This window comes from Rothia nasimurium, from assembly GCF_014217215.1.
In the GTDB taxonomy this organism is placed as follows: domain Bacteria; phylum Actinomycetota; class Actinomycetes; order Actinomycetales; family Micrococcaceae; genus Rothia; species Rothia avistercoris.
In genome coordinates this window covers 1,319,660-1,337,965 of sequence record NZ_CP056080.1, presented here as the reverse complement: position 1 = coordinate 1,337,965, position 18,306 = coordinate 1,319,660, and the positions used below count along the sequence as shown (strand labels likewise).

At 60.6% G+C, this 18,306-nt stretch carries 15 protein-coding genes; 5 read left to right on the top strand and 10 right to left on the bottom strand.

Annotated features, from left to right (window positions below; genetic code table 11):
• Positions 1–26: 26 nt before the first annotated feature.
• The 6 genes from HWU94_RS06245 to HWU94_RS06220 form a co-directional block, all read right to left on the bottom strand.
• On the bottom strand, positions 27–3,404 hold the full coding sequence (locus HWU94_RS06245) for a DEAD/DEAH box helicase family protein (protein WP_185172959.1): 3,378 nt from the start codon (positions 3,402–3,404) through the stop codon (positions 27–29).
• A gap of 66 nt (positions 3,405–3,470) precedes the next feature.
• Entirely contained in the window at positions 3,471–5,393 is a 1,923-nt protein-coding gene (locus HWU94_RS06240; RefSeq protein ID WP_185172958.1) for an ABC transporter ATP-binding protein, read from the bottom strand.
• Entirely contained in the window at positions 5,390–7,144 is a 1,755-nt protein-coding gene (locus tag HWU94_RS06235; protein ID WP_185172957.1) for an ABC transporter ATP-binding protein, read from the bottom strand. The genes HWU94_RS06240 and HWU94_RS06235 overlap by 4 nt, the downstream gene beginning before the upstream one ends.
• 95 nt (positions 7,145–7,239) lie before the next feature.
• On the bottom strand, positions 7,240–7,854 hold the full coding sequence (locus tag HWU94_RS06230; protein ID WP_185172956.1) for an energy-coupling factor transporter transmembrane protein EcfT: 615 nt from the start codon (positions 7,852–7,854) through the stop codon (positions 7,240–7,242).
• The gene (locus HWU94_RS06225; protein WP_244955908.1) at positions 7,851–8,657 is read right to left on the bottom strand and encodes an energy-coupling factor ABC transporter ATP-binding protein; all 807 of its coding nucleotides are present in this window, start codon (positions 8,655–8,657) and stop codon (positions 7,851–7,853) included. Before HWU94_RS06225 ends, HWU94_RS06230 begins: the two co-directional genes overlap by 4 nt.
• 14 nt (positions 8,658–8,671) lie before the next feature.
• The gene (locus tag HWU94_RS06220) at positions 8,672–9,274 is read right to left on the bottom strand and encodes a biotin transporter BioY (protein WP_185172955.1); all 603 of its coding nucleotides are present in this window, start codon (positions 9,272–9,274) and stop codon (positions 8,672–8,674) included.
• A 172-nt stretch (positions 9,275–9,446) separates the two neighbouring features.
• On the opposite strand from HWU94_RS06220, the gene abc-f reads away from it, so the two are divergent.
• Positions 9,447–11,045: a ribosomal protection-like ABC-F family protein gene (abc-f, locus tag HWU94_RS06215; protein WP_185172954.1), complete on the top strand. Its 1,599-nt coding sequence runs from the start codon at positions 9,447–9,449 to the stop codon at positions 11,043–11,045.
• Positions 11,046–11,632: 587 nt separating this feature from the next.
• Here abc-f and HWU94_RS06210 read toward each other — a convergent pair.
• The gene (locus HWU94_RS06210; RefSeq protein WP_185172953.1) at positions 11,633–12,364 is read right to left on the bottom strand and encodes a metal-dependent hydrolase; all 732 of its coding nucleotides are present in this window, start codon (positions 12,362–12,364) and stop codon (positions 11,633–11,635) included.
• 232 nt (positions 12,365–12,596) lie between these two features.
• On the opposite strand from HWU94_RS06210, the gene HWU94_RS06205 reads away from it, so the two are divergent.
• Both HWU94_RS06205 and HWU94_RS06200 read left to right on the top strand, forming a co-directional pair.
• Entirely contained in the window at positions 12,597–13,940 is a 1,344-nt protein-coding gene (locus HWU94_RS06205; protein WP_221625827.1) for a nucleobase:cation symporter-2 family protein, read from the top strand.
• A complete protein-coding gene (locus HWU94_RS06200; RefSeq protein WP_185172952.1) occupies positions 13,937–14,527 on the top strand; it encodes a xanthine phosphoribosyltransferase in 591 nt (196 codons plus the stop codon). The genes HWU94_RS06205 and HWU94_RS06200 overlap by 4 nt, the downstream gene beginning before the upstream one ends.
• An 82-nt stretch (positions 14,528–14,609) precedes the next feature.
• Here HWU94_RS06200 and HWU94_RS06195 read toward each other — a convergent pair whose 3' ends face one another.
• The 3 genes from HWU94_RS06195 to HWU94_RS06185 are packed head-to-tail and all read right to left on the bottom strand — an operon-like array spanning position 14,610 to position 16,336.
• Positions 14,610–15,578 carry an SURF1 family protein gene (locus tag HWU94_RS06195; RefSeq protein ID WP_185172951.1) on the bottom strand — a complete coding sequence of 323 codons (969 nt, stop codon included), beginning with the start codon at positions 15,576–15,578 and terminating at the stop codon, positions 14,610–14,612.
• 11 nt (positions 15,579–15,589) lie between these two features.
• Positions 15,590–15,832, bottom strand: a complete 243-nt coding sequence (locus HWU94_RS06190) for an acetone carboxylase (RefSeq protein ID WP_185172950.1) — start codon at positions 15,830–15,832, stop codon at positions 15,590–15,592.
• A gap of 3 nt (positions 15,833–15,835) precedes the next feature.
• On the bottom strand, positions 15,836–16,336 hold the full coding sequence (locus HWU94_RS06185; protein WP_185172949.1) for a DUF3099 domain-containing protein: 501 nt from the start codon (positions 16,334–16,336) through the stop codon (positions 15,836–15,838).
• Positions 16,337–16,519: 183 nt separating this feature from the next.
• Between HWU94_RS06185 and HWU94_RS06180 the strand changes: the two genes are divergently transcribed.
• On the top strand, positions 16,520–17,227 hold the full coding sequence (locus tag HWU94_RS06180; protein WP_185172948.1) for a beta-ketoacyl-ACP reductase: 708 nt from the start codon (positions 16,520–16,522) through the stop codon (positions 17,225–17,227).
• Positions 17,228–17,510: 283 nt separating this feature from the next.
• Positions 17,511–18,251 (top strand): SDR family oxidoreductase, encoded by a 741-nt coding sequence (locus HWU94_RS06175; RefSeq protein ID WP_185172947.1) that lies wholly within the window; start codon positions 17,511–17,513, stop codon positions 18,249–18,251.
• Positions 18,252–18,306: the final 55 nt, after the last annotated feature.

The following is an 18,306-nucleotide window of genomic DNA, read 5'->3' as shown; positions in this document are numbered from 1 at the left end:
ATGGGGGCACAAGCCCCTACACCCTGCTAAGCCACCTCCGCCGTAGCCCTGATTCGGTTAAGAATCGAGACAATCTCAAAGGCGTCATCGTCCCCAAACATCTCAAGGGGGTCGCCCAAGCTCACGTAGGGGTCCTCATAGAGACGCGACGGGTCAACCGTGCCATTCTCACTCAGCTCATCCACAATGCGCTGCACAAACCGAATCTGCGTCGCAGAATACCGCGACTCATCCAAAAAGACCGCAAAAGCCGCCCGGGCCTCGTCCCTGCTCAAACCCACCAGCGAGCGCACAAACACACCCAGACCCCCGGACTCACGCGCCACCTGCACATTTGCAGGCCCGCCAATACCCGAAGCATCAATCAAATCAGCCAGAGCCGCAAAATCCTCGTCCGTCAGCTGCTTGCCGCGAAGAACCTTCTGCACAGCAACCGCATCCAGGTGTTCGCGCAGGTACTCCTGCATTTTCTGCTCAAACCGCTCCTGGTTCATACCCACCTGGGTATGCACCACCTCGACCTCAACCGGGTCAATGAGCTCGTCCTGAAAATTGGTGTAGACAATCTTCTTCTGGCCCCTATCGAGCAGGTGGGTGACACCGCGCAGCTTCTTGCGCATGAACTCCAGCAGGGCAGGGGAGACATCCACCCACCAGTCATCTGCTGCCAGCTGCTCCAGGTGGGGCAGGACGGCCGCGATGGCAGGAACCGCTGCCTTGGTCAGTAGGTCCTCAGCAAGGGTCTGGGCCACCTCTTTGGCACGAGCCAGTGCGGCAGAATCACCGGTGAGGGCAGACAGCTGGGCCCCGAGCATGAGCAGGTCAAACTGCTTGGCCTCCAGGGTTCCTTCAACCGGCACAGTTGAGGCAACAGCCCCCAAACTCAGCGCCAACTCGGCCTCCGCCTCAGAAAGCTGCGCCCAGGCGTCCGCGCATGCAAAGCGCTCCACCGCTGCCCGGTGCGGGCGCACCAGCACATTGCCCATATCCAACCTGCCCACAAAGGCAGCCAGGTCAGAGCGCACCGCCACCGCGTAATCGTCCCCAGCAGCCACGGTGCCAGAGCCCACCAGGGCCCGGGCCAGCCTCACACGAGTTTCAAACACCCGCTGGGAGACAGGCTTAGCCAGCTGCCCCTCAGAGCCGGGCAGATCCTGGCTGAAATACTCCAGGTTCTGGCAGAAGTCGAAGACCAAAAAGTCCGTCTTATCGGCCCCGGGGCCAAAAACATCGGGAGCCAGGCGGGTACCGCGCCCCAACATCTGCCAGAACTTGGTCTTCGCCCGTACCAGCTTGAAAAAGACCAGGTTCAGAATCTCGGGCACATCAATTCCGGTATCGAGCATATCCACGCTAATAGCAATGCGCGGCAGAGACTCCGGCTCGGAGAACTTCTCAATCGCTGACTCCGCCGCATACGTGCGGTTAGTAATCACCTGGGCGTAGGAGCCGCCGTAACCGGGGAAGAGCACGTTAAACCGCTCATAGATAAAATCAGCGTGGGCCTGGTTCTTGGCGAAAATGATGGTCTTGCCCAGCAACTCACCGTCAGCTACCCGGTAGCCGTGCTCCATGAGCGTGGTCAGCACCTTATCGACCGTATCGGCGTTGAAAAGAAAACGGTTCAGGGCCTCACTGGTAATCTCATCGGGCACAGCATCGCCCCAGTCAGCAGACTCCCACTGCTCCTGCTCAGCCTCACTGAGCTGGTCATAGCGGATACCCTCGCGCAAGAAACGGGTACCCACACTAAAGCCCCGGGCAGGAACCAGGTAACCATCACTCACCGCCTGATCGAGGGTGTAGGCGTCGGTCGGCACACCGGCCTCTAGGTCAAAGAGGGCATAGGTGTTGAAATCAACCTCGTCTTTAGGGGTAGCAGTGAGCCCCACCAGCAGGGCATCAAAATACTCAAAAATCGCCTTGTACTTGGCATAAACCGACCGGTGGGCCTCATCGACCACAATCAGGTCAAAATAGCCAGGGCCGAATTCGCGTAGGGTGGCTTCGCCCTCAGCCCGGGTGCGGTTAATGATGTTCAGCATGGTGGGGTAGGTGCTGGCATAAACCCGGCCATTAGCCTGCTTATCCTCCACCAGGTTCACCGTAGCCAGATTCGGCAGATGGGCCTTGAAAGCCTTGACCGCCTGATTCACCAGGGCAGTGCGGTCAGCCAGGAACAGGACGCGCTTGACCCACCCGGCACGCGAAAGCAGATCCACCAGGGCGATGGTCGTGCGGGTCTTACCCGAACCGGTCGCCATCACCAGCAGGACCTTACGACGCCGGGCATCAAAAGCCTCAGCCACCGAAGCAACAGCCCGCAGCTGATAATCGCGCCCAGCAATCTCAGTATTCACCTGCTGCCCGCTCAACTGCTGGCGGCTGGTCCTGCGCTCAATCAAGAGGGCCAGCTCATCTTCGGTGAGGAAACCCTGCACCTCACGCGGCGGGTAACCGGCAGCGTCATCCCACAGGTAGTGGGTATAGCCGTTGGTATAGAAAATAACCGGGCGGACGCCGGTCGCCGCCTGCAGCGCGTCCGCATAGGCCTTTGCCTGGTCGCGACCAACATCCACCGACTCCCGGGCCCGCTTGGCCTCAACCAAGCCGAGGGGGCGGCCGTCCCTACCCCACAGCACGTAATCAACCCGACCCGACCCACTGGGGGTGGGCAGGCCCGTCACCGGGTACTCACGGTCCCGCGTATTGGCAAGGGGCCAGCCAGCCTCACCCAGGAGCAGGTCGATGAAGTAGTCGCGGGTTTCAGCCTCGTTATAGTCATGGGTGTCGGGCAGGGGCCTAGCCGCCTGGGCTTCAGCTAACTGGGCGCGAAGACGCTCAAGCTCGGCGTCCATAGCGTCAACCCGTGCCTGGTGCTCAGCAGCAAGTCTCTCCAGCTCAGCCGTGCGCTCGGCCTCAGCCTCAGCCATGCGCTGCTGGGTCAGAGCTCGCTGCTCCGCCTGACGGCGCAGCGTGGGAATCAGCTGGCGGTCAAAAGCCTTGCCCATAGGAGCTAAAGCCGGGGTCGCCGAATGGTTATACACACCCCAGACCATCAGGTGATACAGATCGGTCACCGCCTGCTCGGCGTCCCGGTCAGAAAGGACCCTCCGGGAGTTATGGGCCGCATCGTTTCCCAGGTGGCGGATAGTCTTGAACTTCAGGCGCTTATCATTGTCGAGATATACCGAGAAAGCCTCATTGCTGGTCAAGGTCGCCAGCGTGGCCTGCTCCGGGCGATAGATACCCCGCACCCGGTAGATATGCTCAACCAAACCCTCGATAGCCCGTCGGGCGTAGAAGCAGGCGGTGGGCGCATCCGTCACCAAATACCCCTCAGCCTTGGCGCAATCCCGGTAGAGCTCCGGCAGGGCCTGGTGTACAAAAGCAAAGTTAGACATAGCGCCTCGTGACTGTGCGAGAAGGTGTAGGTGCAATCACACATATTTTAGCCTGCTCCGCCCTCCCTACTCGTCCGCCCCCGCGAACTGCGAGTTGTAGAGCTCGGCGTAGAAGCCGCCGCGCTCCAGCAGCTCAGCGTGGGAGCCGGATTCGACGATGTCGCCGTCGCGCATAGCGAAGATGACGTCGGCGTCCCGGATGGTAGAGAGGCGGTGGGCAATCACGAAGGAGGTCTTGCCCACTGCCAGCTGGCCTAGGGCCCGGGCAATCAGCAGCTCGGTGCGGGTATCGACCGACGAGGTCGCCTCATCCAGAATCAGCAGGGGCTTTTGGGCCACCATGGCGCGGGCAATCGTCACCAGCTGCTTCTGCCCGGCAGAAAGCTGGGTCTGGTCGGTCAGTACCGTGTCGTACCCGTCGTGCAGCTGCGACACCAGCTCGTCTAGGCCAACCGAAGCCATGACCTCATCCAGGCGCTCCTGGCTGACCTGCCCAGCCCCGTAAACCACGTTCTCACGCAGGGTGCCCTCAAAGAGCCAGGTATCTTGCAGCACCATGGCAAAGAGGGAATCAACCTGCTCGCGGGTCAGGTCGGTGGTGGGCACCCCGTCAATGCGAATCTGCCCCGAATCGAGCTCGTAGAAGCGCATAAGCAGGTTGACCAGGGTAGTCTTACCGGCCCCCGTCGGGCCCACAATCGCCACCTTCTGGCCGGGGGCCACAGAGGCGGTAAAGCCGTGGATAATCTCCTTGCCCGGCTCGTAGCTGAACCGCACGTTCTCAAAGTCCACAGCACCGCGCACGGGCTGGGGCAGGGGAGTGCTCTTGGCGGACTCGTCCGCCAGCTCCTCGGCCTCCAAGAACTCAAAGACGCGAGCACCCGCAGCCGCCGCCGACTGCAGGGAGGTAGCCGACTGGGCTAGCTGGCCCAGGGGGTTGGTGAAGAGGCGGACGTAGACGATGAAGGCGACGATGACGCCGAAGGTGATGGTGTTGTTCAGCACCAGGGCTGCGCCGACCACGCAGACCACCACGTAGCCCAGGTTGCCGATGAAGCTCATGAGGGGGAACATGAGGCCCGAGAAGAACATGGATTTCCAGGCTACCCGATAGAGGTCGGTGTTGCGGTCGGCGAATTCGGCGCGGGCGGCGGTTTCACCGTTGTAGGCGCGAATCATGGAGTGGCCGCTCAGGGTTTCTTCGATATGGCCGTTGAGCTTACCGAGGAGCTGCTGCTGGGCCACGAAGTACTTCTGGCTGCGGGCCAGCACGAAGCCGGAGGCCACGATGCCGAGCAGGGAGGCGGCAATAGCGGCCAGGGCCATGCGCCAGTCGGTCACAAACATCATGACGGCTGAGCCCACCAGGGTGACCACGCCGGTGATGGTGGTTGCCAGGGAGTTGTTGAGGGTCTGCTGCAGGGTGTCGACGTCGTTGGTCACGCGCGAGAGGGTGTCGCCGGTGGAACCCTTGTCCATGTAGGCCAGGGGAAGGCGGTCGATTTTGCGGTCTAGGTCGTGGCGCATGGAGCGCGATACCCAGACGGTTGAGCGGGCCATGATCTGCCCCTCCACCAGGCTCAGGATCAGGGAGGCCACCAGCATGCCGATGGAGATCCACATGAGACGGTAGATTTCGCCCATATCAAGCTGGCCGGTGAAGCCCTTTTGAATCTCGTCCGTAATAGCCGAGAGGAACTGCGGGGCAACAATGGTGAGAATAACCCCGATGACGGCAGCGACAATAGCGACCACCATGCCCGGCAGCACCGGGCGCAGGTAGGCAAGGAGCTTGCCCATAGTCTGCTTGAAGGGGGCGGACGCCTGCCCCGGCATGGGTGCGCGCGGCGGGCCGCCGGGCCCACCGTGACCTCCGGGGCGCCCTGCTTTCTCGCTTTTAAGCTGGCTATCGCGCAGCTGCTCAGCAGATTCGAGGCCCCGGCGGGCTGACTCTAGCTCTTCGGGGGTAAATACTGGTGACTGGCTCATGAGCGAAGTTCCTCCTCAGAGAGCTGGGACAGGGCAATATCCTGGTAGACCTCGTTGGTAGCTAGAAGCTCCTCGTGGGTGCCAGAGCCAACCAGCCGGCCCTTATCAAGCACCAGAATCTTGTCGGCTTCCCGTACCGTACCGATACGCTGGGCCACCACCACAATGGTTGCCCCCTTGGCGGAGTTCTTGAGCTGGCTGCGGATATCCCGCTCGGTCTTATAATCCAGGGCTGAGAAGGAATCATCGAAAATCATGATCTCCCCGCCGCGGGCAAAGGCCCGGGCCATCGACAGGCGTTGCCGCTGGCCGCCCGAGAAGTTCTTGCCGTTCTGGGCAACCGCCGAGGCGTAGCCGTCCTCTTTCTTCCCCACGAATTCAGCTGCCGCAGCAGCGTGAGCCGCCGCCACCACGTCCTCGGGGGTCACCGGGCGCAGGCCCTCACCCAGGGCCAGGTTCGAGGCTACCGAGCCTGAGAAGAGCACACTCTTTTGGGGTACGTAGGCCAGGCGGTTGCGCAGGTCCTTTTGGTTCCAGTCGCGCACATCAACGCCGTCCACCAGCACCGACCCCTCACGCACATCAGCAAAACGCGGAATCAGATTCACCAGGGTCGACTTACCCGAGCCGGTCGAGCCAATAATTGCCACCATCTCACCCGGGGCAGCAGTAAAGGAAATCGAATGCAGGGCGTCCCCGTCAGCCTCGGGGTAGCGGAAGGACACGTCCCTAAACTCCAGGGAACCTGCCGGGGCAACCCCAGCGCTCGCCCCGCCGTCCACAATTGCAGGCTTGGTTGAGAGCACCTCGCGGATACGACGCCAGGCAACCAGGGCTCGCGGGCCCATCACGAAGATCACGGTCATCATCATGAAGCTGGTCACCACCTGCAGGGCGTAGGTGGAGAAGACCACCATCTGCCCAAAGAGGGTGACGCGCTCGGTCAGGTCGGCGGTGCCGTCTATCAGCACAGCACCCAGCACATAGATGGAGAGGGACAGGCCCGTCATGATGGCGGTCAGCAGGGGCATGATGAAGGCCATGGTGGAGTTGACGAAGAGGGTGGTGTTGCGCAGGTCGGTGTTGACCTCTTCAAAGCGCTCTTCGTGGAAGTCCCCGGTGGTGTAGGCCCGAATGACGCGCAGACCGGTCAGATGCTCGCGGGTCACACGGTTGAGACGGTCGGTGATTTTCTGCATGCGCATCATGCGGGGGATTGCCAGGCCCATGGCGACACCCAGCACCAGCAGGGTGGCGAGGACGGTGATCCCGGTGGGGATGGTCCAGGTCAGTGACTGGGTAGCGATTTTGGAGCTAGCCCAGACCGCCATGATGGGGGCCTTAATGCTCATCTGCAGGCCCATGACCACAAACATCTGCACCTGGGTGACATCGTTGGTGGAGCGGGTGATGAGGCTGTCGGTGCCGATGTGGTTCACCTCGGCACTGGAGAGGTCAAAGGTCTTGTTGTAGACCCCGGCCCGCATGCGCCGGGCTAGGGTGGTACCGAAAATTGCGGTGCAGAAGCCGGTGATAATGGCGCAGACCATAGAGGCCAAGGCTGCTGCCAGCATGAGAGTGCCGTCAGAGGTGACGTCCCTCAGTTCGGACCCGGGCGTTGAGATGGTGAGGGTGATGTTCTCCATGTACTCGGGTACCTTGAGGTCAAGGTAGACCTGAGCCACGATGGACAGCACCGCCACCAGGACGAGTAACCATTCTCGCCGGTGAATGAATTGGTTGATTTTCATGGAATCCTAAGGCGTTTTCGTCAAAGAAAAAAGGTGCATCTCTGCACCCTCGTCCTTTCTATTATGCCCCTCTTGGCTGAGCTTTCCTAGATTCCTTATCGGTCAAGGCCCCGGGCGGCCAGGGCGTCGCCGGTTTCGTGGGCGTAGGCCACCGTGGCAATCACCAGGGAGATGAAAAGCCGGAACTGGGCGACCTTGATCCCGCGGGCGGCCACCGCCGCCAGAATCAGCTGCCAGCTATCCATAATCACCGGGATAGAGCGCACCATCAGGGCCAGAGCCAGCCCCACCCGCTCAGGGGAGCCATCCACCCACTTCAGGGGGGTACACAGCCAGATAAACCCGTCAATCAAGACCGGCATAGGGGTTGACCATAGTAGCACCTTTGAAGCTGCAATCATGGTGAGTAGGGTCAGCAGGACGTCCGCCCCCGACTCAATCTTGCCGCTCACCAGGTAATAGACCAACAGAATTGCCAGCAACCAGGAAAGGGAAACCAGGGACTGCACCCAGGTGCGCCAGGGAATTTTTGCTAGAGCCCCAAGAACCAGCACCAGGGCGAGGGCCGCAAGGCCAAACCCCCAGTGGCTGGTAGCTGCCAGGTAGATGCCCAGCAGAAGAATGAAGACGCCTTTAGCCCACAGGGGTGCCCGGTGCACCGGAGTGTTGAGGGGCTGGTAGGTGCCAAAGAGCTGGTTGGCGATGTTCACACCTGCCCCCCGGGACGTTGGGGCTTAGCAGGTTTAGGTGGGGCAGGGAAGTCCGTGGCGCACCAACGCTGGTAATCTGCCAGGACGTCTACCGCCGGCCCCTGCGCCAGCAGGCGGCCCTCGTGGATAACGATTGCCTCATCGCAAGTTGCTGCCAGGTCAAGGTCGTGGGTGGAGATGACCTGCTGCTGGGGAAGGGAATCGAGCAGGTCAAATAGCCTCAACCTATTCTTGAGGTCTAAAAGAGTTGTGGGTTCATCTAAAAGTAGAACCTTAGGATTTACTGCAAGCACAGCAGCTAGGGCGGTCAACTGCTTTTCACCGCCTGAGAGGTTATAGACAGAGTCAAAAGCGCGGTGCTCAACCCCGCGCTCAGCAAGAGCCTCCAGGGCGGCGGCGCGGCGGGCGTCCTTGCCCTTGATGTGCTGAAGGGAGAGCTCGACATCCTCAACCCCCGTCGGCATCACCAGCTGGGCGCCGGGGTCTGAAAAGAGCATGCCCACCCGCGAGCGCACCGCAGGTAGATGCTCACTTACGCTCACCCCGTGTACGGTGACCTCGCCCGAGGTCAGCGGGGAGAGCCCGTTGAAGAGTCGTAAGAAGGTTGACTTGCCCGAGCCGTTGAGGCCCAGCACTGCGGTACGCGGGGCAGAGAGCTCCACGGTGATGTTGTGTAAGAGAGTGCGGTCGCTGGTGCCGGTGTCAACGGTTACGGTGGCTGAGTAAGTGGCAAGCAGCCCGTCGTCCGAAAACCGAGCCGACGGGCTTGCAGCGCTTGCGCGTGAAGAGCGAGAAAACAACACGGGCTCTATCGTACCTAGCGGCGGGCCAGGGCGGGGAAGGCCCGGTGCACGGCCAGGGCAACCAGCACAGCTACCAGGCACTTAATGAGATCGCCGGGGATGTAAATCAGGGCAGCGGCAACCGCAGCACCCAGTTCAAGGTCGGCATTGACCATCATGCCGGCAATACCAAAGACCTGAATGATGGCAAAACCTGCCAATACGGCCACCACAAAAGCGCCAAATAAGCCGGCCCCGCTCATACGGCGGCGCAGGGCTGCGTAGGCAAGCCCGCCGATAACCAGGGCACCGGGAATAAAGCCCAGCAGGTAGCCAAAGGAGGGGGAGACGATGGTGCCGAAGCCGCCCTTACCCCCAGAGAAAACCGGAAGGCCAATCAGGCCAGCGACGACATACAGGGTAACGGCAAGGGCAGCGCGGGTGCCCCCCAGGGTTAGGGCTGCGATGTAAATCGCCAGGGTTTGGAGAGTAATTGGAACGGCAGCCGGACCCACCGGAATAGCGGGCAGCAGGGCGCATACGGCAATAAAAGCGGCAAAAACAGCGATAAGAGCCAGATCACGACCGGGATTGGCAGCGGCGCGCGCCCGGCGCGGTGAAGTCTGTGATGATGTCATGCCCACTACTATAAACAGGTTTTGAACACCGTTCAAAAAGTCTGCCTTTCTTTCACCTCTGTGACGCCGGCCCGAACCAACGCCCCGGTGGCCCCTCCAACATCGACCAGCACCACACTGGGGTGGTAAGATAGATAGCTGACCAACCCACCCCCACCCAAGGAGCAGACCCGTGCTGTCAGTCAACAACCTCGAACTGCGAGCTGGCGCTCGCCTGCTCATGGAGGACGTCACCTTCCGCATCGACAAAGGCGATAAGGTCGGTCTCGTGGGTCGAAACGGCGCCGGTAAAACCACCATGACCAAGGTGCTGGCCGGGCTCACCCTGCCCGCAGACGGCACCGTCACCCGCGGAGGCACCATCGGCTACCTGCCCCAGGACCCCAAGGACGATGACATGACCCAGCTCGCCAAAGACCGCATTTTCTCGGCCCGCGGCCTAGACGGGGTTGCCCGCAAAATGCGTCAGGCCCAGGAAATGATGGCCAGCGAAGACCCCGCAGAGCACGCCAAGGGTATGCGCCGCTACGACCGGCTCGAAGCTGAGTTCATTGCCGGTGGCGGCTATGCGGCCGAGTCTGAGGCAGCTACCATCACCGCCAACCTTGACCTGCCCGAGCGCGTCCTCAACCAGCCCCTGTCCACCCTCTCCGGTGGTCAGCGCCGCCGCGTCGAACTGGCCCGCATTCTCTTTGCCAACGCAGACACCATGCTGCTCGATGAGCCCACCAACCACCTGGACGCCGACTCGGTAGTCTGGCTGCGCGAGTTTTTGAAGAACTACCAGGGCGGCATCCTGGTCATCTCCCACGACGTGGAACTGATGGAACTGGTCGTCAACAAGGTCTTCTACCTGGACGCCAACCGCTGCGTCATCGATATCTACAACATGGGCTGGAAGAACTACCTGCTGCAGCGCGAACAGGACGAGGCCCGCCGCAAGCGCGAGCGCGCCAACGCCCAGAAAAAAGCCTCAGCCCTGATGGAGCAGGCCAACAAGATGCGCTACAAGGCAACCAAGGCGGTCGCAGCCCAGCAGATGATCAAGCGGGCCGAAAAGCTCATGCGCGGGCTGGAAGAAGAGCGCCAGGTTGATAAGGTGGCCGCGATTCGCTTCCCCGACCCTGCCCCCTGCGGCAAGACACCCCTGTCAGCGACGGGGCTGTCCAAGAGCTACGGCTCCCTCGAAATTTTCACCGATGTCGACTTGGCCATTGACCGAGGCTCGCGCGTGGTGGTACTGGGCTTTAACGGAGCCGGTAAGACCACCCTGCTGCGCATGCTAGCTAAGAGCACCCAGCCCGATACCGGCGAGGTCATCTACGGCCACGGGGCCAAGGTGGGTTATTTCGCCCAGGAACATGAGATTCTGGACCACGACCGCACCGTCTTTGAGAACATGAAGTCAGCGGCCCCCGACCTCGATGACACCCGCGTCCGCACCATTCTCGGCTCCTTCCTCTTCTCGGGAGACGACGTCGATAAGCCCGCCGGCGTGCTCTCCGGTGGTGAGAAAACCCGCCTGTCGCTGGCAACTCTGGTGGCCTCGTCCGCCAATGTTCTGCTACTCGATGAGCCCACCAATAACCTCGACCCGGCCTCGCGCGAAGAGATTTTGAACGCCCTGAAGAACTACCAGGGGGCCATTGTGATGGTTTCCCACGATGAGGGGGCAGTTGAGGCCCTTGACCCCGAGCGCGTGCTACTGCTGCCCGATGCGGTAGAAGATTTGTGGAGCAAGGAATACCAGGACCTCATCTCCCTGGCTTAGGCAGGAATGAGCGGACGCCCGCCCCGCCCGGTAGCTGACCGGACGGGGCGGTCTTGTATCAGCCCCTCTTCTTTGGTACGTACAAATAGGCTTGTGTGTCTGTTTCTTACACAAGCCCACTGTTGGGGCCACCACACTCTACGAAAAAGACCTGTGTGTTTCGTGGGTTTTTCTTCACCAAACAAAGGTCACGAAATGATAACGGGCCTATTTTGCTAGTGCAGGGTGGACCAGTCGGCGTAGAGTAAATACCAGCTTCGGAAGCCAATCTTCCCCAGCTGCACCTCAAGAATACCGCCTCACCGATGAGGCGGCACACAAATCCAACACCGACGTTGGGCCGAACCTTGAAAGGATGATTCAATGCTGGAATCACACGACGTACGTTACCCCGAAATCGCTGAAGAGGGCGTAGAGGTCGACGTTTTCTGGACCGAAGACTAAACATCGTTCGCCTCGGTGGCACGGATATATTTTTGTTTTCCTTCCCACCCCACCTCAATGAGTGACTACATAGAAGTGATACACGGGTGAAAGACAGGGGCCCGGCACCACACGGTGCCGGGCCCCTGTCTTTGCCTGAAGTCTTAGGCTCCTGTGAAGAAGCCGCTGATCAGCTGGGCTGGAAAGCTGGTGAGGAAACCGAAAAAGGCCAGGGTGTAGGCCCCGATATAGACGGTTAGGACGGCGGTGAGGAAGTTCTCGCGGGCTGAGCCAGCATCGCCCAGGATAGGTAGGGCCATGTAGCCGCTCTTACGCCAGAGCTTGCTGGGCACTACGGGCTTGATGGTGGCTGGCCAGAAGGGGTTAACCCCGCGGGTGGTCAGGGCATCGCCCAGAATGTGGGCGGTCGCCCCGGTGAGAACCACCCAGGGCATTAGGGCCAGCGAATCGGTATAGATGGTTCCTGCAATGACCGCAAGCGCCCCCAGCCAGCCCCCCGGTGCCTTGAAGGTGCGCAGGGCCAGGCCGCCAGCAAAACCGGCTAGGGCTAGAGCTAGAACGGGGATACCCGCGTAGGTCAGGCGGTCGGCAAAAAATGCCAGGGCCCAAAAGGCTGCTAGGCCAACCAGAGAATGGGTTCCCTTGCGGTGGCCGCCTGAAAGTCGGCCCACCAACAGGGCAACCCAGCGACTGACCGGCGGAATCGAGTGGGCGATGGTGCCGTTATGGTGATCAATATCGGGAAGCATGCCCGCACCGGCAGCTGCTAGGGTAGTGACGGCCAGGGTGGTGGGGTCGTCAATGCCCAAGACTCCCGCCTCGTTGAGGGCTAGCCAGGCTGCTGCTGCGCTAATGGAGTGGGAATAACCCATCATGATGGTGCGATCCTTATGAATAATCCTCTGGAAGTGAAAGCACCACTTTAACATAATTTCGAATATTTGTTCTAAAAAGACGCCGGTGGTCACGGAGTAGGCACGGTCGGGGAGAACGTTCGCCCAGAGCGAGCAAGAAGCGTAGACTAAAACTAGGACGACCCCGCACCGGCAGCCCTGCCGGGGGCGAGCGTCCTTACACCCACCACAACTACATACCGAAAGTCCTTCGTTGAACCAACATACCCAAGGGTCAGAACCCCAGACCCCTGCTGAAACTTCAACCGACATGCTCTACCAGATCGACGATACCCCACCCCTTGGCGTCTCTATCCTGCTAGCGCTCCAACACATCCTGGCAGCCTTCGCCGGAATCATCGCAGTACCCCTGGTCGTCTGCACCGCCCTCGGCTTTAACGTCGCCCAAACCTCACTGATGGTCAGCGCCTCCATCTTCGTCGCGGGCCTCACCACCTTCATCCAGTCCCGCGGCATCGGCCCCGTGGGCGCTCGCGTGCCCGGCATGATGGGCACCGACTTCACCTTCGTCAACCCCACCATCGCGGTTGGCTCCCAGTTCGGCATGGCCGGAATCGTAGCCGCCACCATCAGCGCCTCACTGGTTGAGATTGTGCTCTCCCGCTTCATTAAGCCCCTGATGCGTTTCTTCCCGCCGTTGATTACCGGTACCGTGGTGGCCCTCATCGGCATTACCCTGCTACCGGTCTCCATGGACTGGGCAGCAGGCGGTGCGGGCTCCGAAGACTACGGCTCCCTGCAGAACCTCACCATCGCCTTCGGCGTTATGGCCCTCACCCTCGCGATCGCCCACTTTGGCCGCGGTATTCTGCGCGCTGCTGCCGTCTTTATCGGCATGGTTGTCGGCTACCTGGTCTGTATTCCCCTGGGTCTAGTTGACCTTTCTGTCGTCTCAGACGCCGCCTGGTTCGCCCTGCCCAACATCTTCGCCTACGGCCTGCACTTTGATCTGGCCTCCACCCTGGCCTTCGTCCCCGCCTATATCGTCTCCACCATCGGAACGGTCGGCATCATGATGGCTATCGGCCAGGCCTCCGGCGCCACCCTCGACAGCAAGCGCGTCTCTAACGGCGTACTTGCGGACGGCGTTGGCTCAGCTTTAGCAGGCGCTTTCGGCGCGGGCCCCAACACCGCCTTCTCCCAGAACGTCGGCCTTATTACCCTCACCAAGGTAGCCTCCCGCCGCGTCATGATTACCGCAGGCATTATCCTGGCTATCCTTGGCGTCTTCCCCAAGCTCTCAGCCCTGATTTCCGTGATGCCCCAGCCCGTCCTCGGTGGTGCAGGCGTCATCATGTTCGGTCTGGTCGCAGCCCAGGGCATCAAAACCCTCACCACCATCGAACTGGGCGACCGCGAACTGCTCATCGTCTCGGTGGCCTTCGCCCTGGGTATTGGCGTGACTGTGCGCCCCGACATGCTCGCCAACCTGCCCACCGCCCTGCAGATGATTCTCTCCTCCGGCATCTCCACCGGAACCCTGGCAGCCCTGCTACTCAACATCATCCTGGTAGACCGAAAGAAGAAAACAGCATGAAACTCCTCGAAGACCGCATCCGCCGCGACGGCCGCATCCTGCCCGGCAACATCCTCAAAGTCGACCAGTTCATCAACCACCAGGTCGACCCCCAGCTCATGATGGACATGGGCCGCGACTTCGCCGAGCACTTCAAGGACGCCGGAATCACCCGCGTCCTCACCCTCGAAGTCTCCGGTATCTCTATGGCCATGACCGCCGCTCTGCACCTGGGCGTGCCCATGGTCTTTGCCAAGAAGATTTCCTCCAAAACCCTCTCCACCGACACCTACCACTCCAAGGTCTTCTCGTACACCAAGAAAATCGAGTACGACATCCGCATCGACAAGCGCTTTGTCACCCCCGAAGACCGCATCCTGATTATCGATGACTTCCTCGCCAACGGCCAGGCCCTGCACGGCCTAACCCACCTCTGCGAACAGGGCGGGGCCCAGGTAGCCGGCATCGGTATCGCCATCGAAAAGGTCTTCCAGGGCGGCGGCAAAGAATTCCGTGACCGCGGCTACGACGTCTACTCCCTGGCCATGATCGACCACTTCACCGACGACGGAGTGGTCTTTACCCACGAGGTAGAAAAAACCCAGTAGCACAGCAACCAGCTCAAGCAATGCTCCCCTCCACCTGAACCGGTGGAGGGGAGCATTTTCTTTTCTCAATCACCCACAAAGCCTAGCGGTAGAGCTGCTCATCGAGCAGGGCGTCCTCCACCTCTTCATCGGTAATCTTCTTACTGCGCTTAGGGGCCTTAGGGCGCACAATAGACTTCATATGCGCGGGCATATCATCCACAAACTCCATGCGGCGGCGCACCACCTCTTCGTCCTCATCGCCGATATACGTGCCATCAGCATCGTAGAACTGACCAAAATAGGCCTCAAGCTCAGCGGCAACCTGCGCATCGAGCTCATCATTGCGCACCTTCTGGCGGGCAGACCAGAAATAAGCAATATAGAACATGACCGCAAAACAGTACCACTGCACCGAATACGACAGGTTCGGCCCGTAATCTTCCTCCGGCTTATCCTTAGCAACCGGGGCGCTTGCTGGAGCCGGGCTCTCAGAAGCCATCACACCGTAATTGACCGTATCGACATCAAGACCGGTCACCTCAGCAACCTCGGGAAGGTCAATACTGGTAATCTGCCCATCCACCGATGAAGCACCCGTATCGATCTCACCCTCCACCAGGCGAACCGTAATCGTCACCTGCCCAGCCGGGGGAGCAGGCACCGGGGACGCCGTCGAACCGGCATCCCCAAACGCAGCCTCCATCCAGCCGCGGTTAACCACCACAATATGGCCCTGGTCGGTCTGGAAAGGCACCAGCACCTCATACCCGTTCAGCCCGTTATAGGGCCGATTACGCACCAGCAACTGGTGCTCACTCAGGTACTGGCCGGTCATGGTCACCGGCTGCCAGCGCAGCTCAGAATGAGCGGACGCAAACAGGCTAGAATCATCCGCAAAATCCAGGGGAGCGGCATCATAGTTCTGCGAAATACGCTCATTTGAAAAATCAAGCGCCTCCTTGCGGCTCATCTGCCAGCTCGCCAAATACAGGCACACCAGCGAGGCGACCACCGTCAGCACAAACAGGCCAACCCACTTACCAGAGAGCAAAAAACCGTATTTCTTCACAAGCAACCACCCTATCCCAGAGGGACAGTCTGCTTCCAAAAACTACGCGCCACCAAAAAATCCTGCAAATACTGCACGTGCTCCTCACAGGCCGCCCAGCTCTTGAGCCGCTCCGGGGCATGCACCTTCGGGTTGTTCCACAGCACCTCAAAACGAGCCTGCTCCTGGCAGCCCTTACGGCTACACTTCACAAACTCAGGCCCCTGGCCACTGCCATCTGCCTGATCCTGATTCAAAGAACCTAAAATATCCACCCGCTACTCCTTACCGTCCTCATCAAAAACCACTTCACCATCAATAATCACCGGCTCACCAGAACCCTCAGCCGCAGAATCTGCTGGGTGAGCGCTCGCCTGGGTGCGGCTATCAGCTGGCCCACCGGCGTCCGCCCCCTCAGCCGCAGCGGCACGAGCTGCCCGATCAGCCTGAGCCGCCTCAATAGCAGCCTGCTGCTCCGGCGGCAACATGGCAGAAAAACCGCCACCACCCTGCTTAGCCTCACCGTTAGCCACTACCACAGCCGTCCAGGGAATAATCGCAGCCGCCGCCAGGCACACCCACTGCCACACACCGTCCACCATCACCGCAGCAATAATAAAAACAATGCGCAAAAACATCTTGAAGGCATACACCTTAGCCCGCGAACTAACCCCCACCGACTGCCGCTCAGCAGCGTCAGTAATCTCAAAAACCTCAGAATCGCCCGAAGAATAGCCGGCAGCCTCCAAATCCTCAGCAGTCCAATACTTCTGCGCCACCGGTACCCTCCTCACACAGGCTCAAACTCACCCCACCAGTCTACCCCTCGCAGGCACACCCCGCCCGACCCCTTAACCAAACCCGCCAGGCCAAATAACACGCGCCTACTTGAACAAACCACCACTTTTTTCTCAAGAGCGTAAGATAGGGGCAGAAACAAAACCCCACAACAAGGTGAAACAATGACCAACCCCACCGTACTCATCACCGGCGGCAACCGCGGCATCGGCCACGCCATCGCCACCGAATTCAAAAAAGCCGGCTACAACGTCGCCATCACCTACCGCAGCGGCGAACCCCCCGCCGACTTCTTCGCCGTCAAAGCAGACGTTACCGACTCAGCCTCCATCGACGCAGCCTTCACTGCCGTCGAAGCAGAATTTGGCCCCGTCGGCGTCGTCATCGCCAACGCAGGCATCACCAAAGACACCCTGCTCATGCGCATGAAAGAAGACGACTTCACCTCCGTCATCGACACCAACCTTACCGGCGCCTTCCGCGTTGCCCAGCGCGCCACCAAGGGCCTACTCAAAAACAAGGGCGGCCGCATCATCTTCATCTCCTCCGTCGTCGGCCTCTACGGCAACCCCGGCCAGGTCAACTACTCCGCATCCAAGGCAGGCCTCGTCGGCATGGCCCGCTCCATCACCCGCGAACTCGGCGCCCGCAACATCACCGCCAACGTCATCGCCCCCGGCTTCATCAAAACTGACATGACCGAGGAACTCTCCGACGACCTCAAAAAGCAGTACACCGACTCCATCCCCGCCCGCCGCTTTGCCGAACCCAAAGAAATCGCCGACGTAGCCCTCTTCCTCGCCTCCGACGCCGCAGGGTACATCTCAGGTGCCGTGATTCCCGTTGACGGTGGCCTGGGTATGGGGCACTAATACAGCCTGGCCGGTGTGTGCCCGTCCGCGACCCTCTCACTCCTCGCCCGGGGGCTCGTCGTGATTCACGCCAGCCCCGAGCCAGCGGACGGGCCACACACCTTCCCAGGCTGCTGTGTATGCCAGAGCGGGGGCGGTAGCTCCCCGGCAGCCGACTGGCTGGGGCTGGCATGAATCGCATGTGAGCGCTAGCGAACCGGCGAGAAGGTTAGTCGGCAGAGGGGGGGCTACCGCCTATCGCTACTTAAACAAATCATTTGTACAACGCTTATAAGGACTAAGAATGTCACTTCAGAACAAGACCATTATCATTACCGGTTCCTCCCGCGGCGTGGGCGCAGATACCGCCCAGATTCTTGCCGCCCAGGGAGCCAACATCATCGTCAACTACCGCTCCAAGGCACCCCGTGCCACCAAGGTTGTTGCCGCCATTGAAGAAGCCGGCGGCAAGGCCGTTGCTGTACAGGGCGACGTGACCAAGGCTGAGGACGCCGCCGCCCTGGTAGAAGCTGCCATCGAGAACTTCGGCTCCCTGGACTACCTCATTCTCAACGCCTCTGGCGGCATGGAGGCCGGCATGCCCGATGATTACGCCATGGTGCTCAACCGCGACTCCCAGCTGCGCCTGGCCCGCCTGGCAGCCGAAAAAATGCCTGAGGGCGGCCGCATCGTCTTTGTGACCAGCCACCAGGCCCACTTCATCCGCGAAGTAGAGACCATGCCTGAGTACAAGCCGGTTGCTGAGTCCAAGCGTGCCGGCGAGGACGCCCTGCTAGCAGAAATCCCCGCCCTCACCGAAAAGGGCATCTCCCTGGTGGTTGTCTCCGCCGACATGATTGAAGGTACCGTCACCGCGGCCCTACTCAACCGCCTGCACCCCGGGGCCATTGAGGCCCGCCGCGAAGAAGCCGGCAAACTTTACACCGTCAACGAGTTCGCCCAGGAAGTCGCCAAGATGGTAACTGCCGATGTTGAAACCGGCCACATCGAGCTGGTCGGCGGCGCAGGCGGCTTCATCAAGTAGTTTCCTGTCGAACTTTGTACCGCACCCTGCCCGTTTTTAAGGTCAAAAGTGGGCA

Excerpts from the sequence above, each read along its gene's own strand:
- HWU94_RS06245 (WP_185172959.1), bottom strand. The coding sequence starts at position 3,404 with ATGTCTAACTTTGCTTTTGTACACCAGGCCCTGCCGGAGCTCTACCGG.
- HWU94_RS06240 (WP_185172958.1), bottom strand. The coding sequence starts at position 5,393 with ATGAGCCAGTCACCAGTATTTACCCCCGAAGAGCTAGAGTCAGCCCGC.
- HWU94_RS06235 (WP_185172957.1), bottom strand. The coding sequence starts at position 7,144 with ATGAAAATCAACCAATTCATTCACCGGCGAGAATGGTTACTCGTCCTG.
- HWU94_RS06220 (WP_185172955.1), bottom strand. The coding sequence starts at position 9,274 with ATGACATCATCACAGACTTCACCGCGCCGGGCGCGCGCCGCTGCCAAT.
- HWU94_RS06210 (WP_185172953.1), bottom strand. The coding sequence starts at position 12,364 with ATGATGGGTTATTCCCACTCCATTAGCGCAGCAGCAGCCTGGCTAGCC.
- HWU94_RS06200 (WP_185172952.1), top strand. The coding sequence starts at position 13,937 with ATGAAACTCCTCGAAGACCGCATCCGCCGCGACGGCCGCATCCTGCCC.
- HWU94_RS06180 (WP_185172948.1), top strand. The coding sequence starts at position 16,520 with ATGACCAACCCCACCGTACTCATCACCGGCGGCAACCGCGGCATCGGC.
- HWU94_RS06175 (WP_185172947.1), top strand. The coding sequence starts at position 17,511 with ATGTCACTTCAGAACAAGACCATTATCATTACCGGTTCCTCCCGCGGC.